The 3,916-nt window shown below is 40.9% G+C and carries 5 protein-coding genes; 2 read left to right on the plus strand and 3 right to left on the minus strand.

The annotated features are described in order from the left end of the window. Positions 1-145 precede the first annotated feature (145 nt). Complete coding sequence (locus tag EXN75_RS16905) at positions 146-514, plus strand: glycoside hydrolase family 25 protein (RefSeq protein ID WP_167639576.1); 369 nt, start codon at positions 146-148, stop codon at positions 512-514. Between the two features lie 301 nt (positions 515-815). On the opposite strand, the gene EXN75_RS16910 is transcribed toward EXN75_RS16905, so the two are convergent. Further along, complete coding sequence (locus EXN75_RS16910) at positions 816-1,082, minus strand: hypothetical protein (protein WP_134844709.1); 267 nt, start codon at positions 1,080-1,082, stop codon at positions 816-818. A gap of 452 nt (positions 1,083-1,534) precedes the next feature. On the opposite strand from EXN75_RS16910, the gene EXN75_RS16915 reads away from it, so the two are divergent. After that, positions 1,535-2,185, plus strand: a complete 651-nt coding sequence (locus EXN75_RS16915) for a murein L,D-transpeptidase catalytic domain-containing protein (RefSeq protein WP_134844710.1) — start codon at positions 1,535-1,537, stop codon at positions 2,183-2,185. Positions 2,186-2,203: 18 nt separating this feature from the next. Here EXN75_RS16915 and EXN75_RS16920 read toward each other — a convergent pair whose 3' ends face one another. Both EXN75_RS16920 and EXN75_RS16925 read right to left on the minus strand, forming a co-directional pair. Then, entirely contained in the window at positions 2,204-3,094 is an 891-nt protein-coding gene (locus tag EXN75_RS16920) for a hypothetical protein (protein WP_134844711.1), read from the minus strand. Then, positions 3,091-3,450 carry a LytTR family DNA-binding domain-containing protein gene (locus EXN75_RS16925; RefSeq protein ID WP_134844712.1) on the minus strand — a complete coding sequence of 120 codons (360 nt, stop codon included), beginning with the start codon at positions 3,448-3,450 and terminating at the stop codon, positions 3,091-3,093. Before EXN75_RS16925 ends, EXN75_RS16920 begins: the two co-directional genes overlap by 4 nt. Between the last annotated feature and the right edge of the window lie 466 nt (positions 3,451-3,916).

Here is a 3,916-nt window from a genome sequence, read left to right on the forward strand (position 1 = left end):
TAACAGAAATGTCATTTTTGACCATTTCTGCTACCGATATTTTAGTGCCTGTATGCTCCAAAACGCCTCTTTTATATTTATTAACATAAAAAGCTGCTCAAAAATTTGGCTATGTCTTAGGAATCAGTTCCGGGATTTCCAAAAGATGGTGAAGAAAAGTGAGCAGGACTTGATTCCTGTATTGGATGTGGAGGAGAAAGGCATCCAGGGAAGATGGAAGGGACGACAGCTACAGGATAGCATACAGATGTATGCTGACTTGGTGAAGAAACACTATGGCAAGTATCCTATCATCTATAGCAACGAGAGCTTCTATAATAAGGAGATGGGGGCGAAGTTCAATCGTTATTATCTCTTCATCGCCAATTATAACTCCCGACAACCCACTATCGACGGCAGAGGAAAGTGTAATATCTGGCAATATTCAGAAGCCGGACATTTGCATGGTATTGGAGAAAGGGTAGATTTAAGCAGATTCATGAATGGTACAACCATCAACGATTTGATGCTGTAACAAATAATAAAAATGTACCAAGTTATTTTTTTATCATTACGTAAGGAAAACGCCCTTCGTTAGAATGTTACTGCTAACGAAGGGCACTTATCTTATTATACCAAACGATTTGTTGGTCTAAAGTCTTCGGACAGCTGTCGCAATACCTTTCTAGAGAGATGACCTCCATTTCGATAATGGAATCTTTCTTCCGTCTTTGGTATATAGAAAAGTCTGTCCATTTACTGAGGCAAGACCACTAAAGGGCTTGTTGGCAGCTATATTCCACCACTAACCTTTTTTCTTTTTAAGAATTATTTGATTATTTGTTTTCATTTTTCTTATTTTTATAGTCTTTTTTATTCATCTCTATTTTGTTTGCTTCTGCATCTATATAGTTTATTCTTGCTGAATCAGGTCCAATCCATTTTTGGCTGATAGAGTCGTACCTGTTGTTATCTAACCAATTCTCAGCGTTGGAGACTATTTCGTAATGTCCAATGCCAAGGAAGTTTTGTAGCGAATACCATTGGCGACAGCCCGTTAGGAAACAGCCCGCTACTATTGAAATGAAAAAAAACTTCTTCATTTTAAAAATTCTATTGATATAAAAGTAATCTGTTAAGTGTATGCTCTTCCTAAAAGAAGAACAAATCATCTAATATGGAAATCAAGTTTGCTGTTTTGGTCCTCGCAAAAACTTGCATGTAGTTTTTTCATGCATGGCTACATAGACCATGACCAAGAACAACCTATCGGATGCTGTTGGCTTTTTACTTTTACAAAGTTACTCATTTTATTTTGAATAACCAAATTTTTTCTCTCTTTTTTTATGAATAATCCTAAAGAACTTGATTCCGAAACTGGACATTTGCATGGTATTGGAGAAAGGGTAGATTTAAGCAGATTCATGAATGGTACAACCATCAAGGATTTGATGCTATAAGCATTGATGATTTCATACACATAAGCGAGTATTTGATACAATCCACTTATGGATAGCATCATTACTTGCTTATTTTTTTCTACTTTTGCATTATTATGAAGAAGTTATTGATTATATTGGGAATACTGGTTCTGCTTGTCATCGGTGTTCTTTTCGTTCCACCTATTTATAATAGGTTCACAAAACCGTTTTTTAAGAATACGGTGGATGCTAAAGAGTGGTATCATCAGGTGGATTGTGAGAATCTGACGCAAGTAAGGGATTATTGCGACAGATGGGGATACAGTACGGATTACTATATCCTCGTGGATCTCTCCAAACCATCTGGCAAAAAGAGGTTCTTTATCTATGACTTGCAGCGTGGCAAAAGAGTAATGAGCAGCTATTGCATGCATGGAAGTGGTAAGGGAAATACAGCAGCCCAACCAAAGTTCAGCAATAACCCTGGAAGCGGATGCACGAGTCTTGGAAGATATGTCATGATAGGAAAGGGGGGAATGAAGTTCAAGAACTGCGTTCGCCTTCGAGGGCTCGACAAGAGCAATTATCTGGCAGAAGCCCGTGGCATCCTGATCCATTCTGCTGGCAAGGTGACAAGATTCTCCGGTGAGAAGGAGTATATTCCGCTGGGAACAGAGAGCCGTGGCTGCTTTACTGTATCAAGGAGCTGCGTGGAGAAAGTGATGCAGATATACAAGGAATCTTCCAAGAGAAGACCGGTATTGATTTATGCAAAATATAAATAAATTCTATCATCCAGCACTCTATCGTGCCTTGAATATAATCCAAGGCACGATTTTCTGATATTTCTTATAAGGATGCTGGGTATCATCGCCTATATTATGCGGTTTGCCGTCTGGGGTGCGATAGAAACTGTGGCAATTGCCACCGGTGATGTAGATAGCATCGGCGAAACCGTATTCGCGCAGGGCATCGGCGAAATCCCAAAGGGTTTCGGGATGACGGGTCTCTATATAATATAGGTGGTCGTCGGAAGTTCTTGCCAAGGCACGGCGCTCCACCTTGCCGTGAAGTTGGAACTTGGCTGGTAATACTCCATCTGATACCAAAATAAACTGGCGGAAGAAACTGCCGCCCCGTTCCTCTACATAATCCTTCACCTTGTCGCTTCTCGAAATTCCCAGCACGATGTTGCCATTCGCCATTGCGCAATAGCCAAGACGGGAAACATCCGATGCCAGTTCCTTGCCGTTCATCACCAGACTGCCCAGATATTCGTTGGTGCTGGTGTGGTCGGCACTTCGGCTGTACATCCATACACTCATGTCGGTGGTATCAGGTTCTACCAGGGAAATTTCAGCTTGCAGATTTTCCAGACGATACATGTTGAGCGCTACGCCCAGGATGGAATCGGAAGATAACGTGATGGCAGGCTTGCCGCCTTTGTGACGGGCAGCCAGTTTCTGAATGTTCTCTTCGGGCGTTACCGATACAGGTACACCTATATTATAATAGTAATTATAGAGTCGCCATCCGCCCAAGACCATGATGCAAAGGGTGATGGAAACGAGCACACCTATGATAATGTCTCTCCATTTGTGTGGTCGCTGTATGGATGCAGGTCTTTCTACTATCACGTTGGAGTCATCATCCACGAAGATAATGCCTTTCTTTGTTGGAAATTTCTTTCTCATGCTTCGCCTCCTTCCTTTTCTAATTTGTCTTTCAGTTCCTTGAGGGCCTCTTTTGATGCCTTGATATGGATGTCATCGTATAGGTTGCTGCTTGCCAAAATGAGCTTTTGAAGTCCTGGATTTACTTTGAAGATATAGTCTTTGTTGACGATGAGGCTCTTGCCAACTCGATGGAAGGGACAATAAGTGAACTTTTCTAATTTGGCCATCAGACCATGCAGTTGGTAAGTAACGTTCTCCGCTTTGCCATTGGATAGGTATATGTCGGAGTAGTTTCCATCACCTTTGATGAAAACAATGTCATCGGAAGCAATCCTAATGATTTCGGTGCTATTTGTCAACGTCAGATATTCCATATGATATTTTTGCAATTTGCAGACAAAGATAATACAAACGAGCGCAATGAAAGTTAGTTTTCAAATTGCCGAGTGCAGCTTAACTTCTGCAAAGTTACGAGTTTTTATCAAATTACCAAAGTTTTGTGCAGGTTTTTCCTCCTTTGAATCTTTCATGCTAAATAACGACAGAGCATTTTCGTCAAAAACCGCGTTCCTGCCATGCTCATCAAGCGGTCCCTCGGGGAACACGTGATGGGGAACTGGTGAACAAGAGACGGGCAACGAGGGATCACGAGGCGGGCAACGAGTGCCCAAACCGAGAACCACAATTTGGGCAATATAAAAAAAGTTGAAATATGACTTTTCCTGATTTCTGTAGACACTTTTTTACTTTATAAACTAAAAAGGTAGACACTATCAATTTCATAAAACTGAAATAGTAGACACTCCTTATTTTTCGTTCCTAATTTTATAGACACAATAA

Source organism: Segatella hominis (assembly GCF_004535825.1).
Lineage (GTDB): Bacteria > Bacteroidota > Bacteroidia > Bacteroidales > Bacteroidaceae > Prevotella > Prevotella hominis.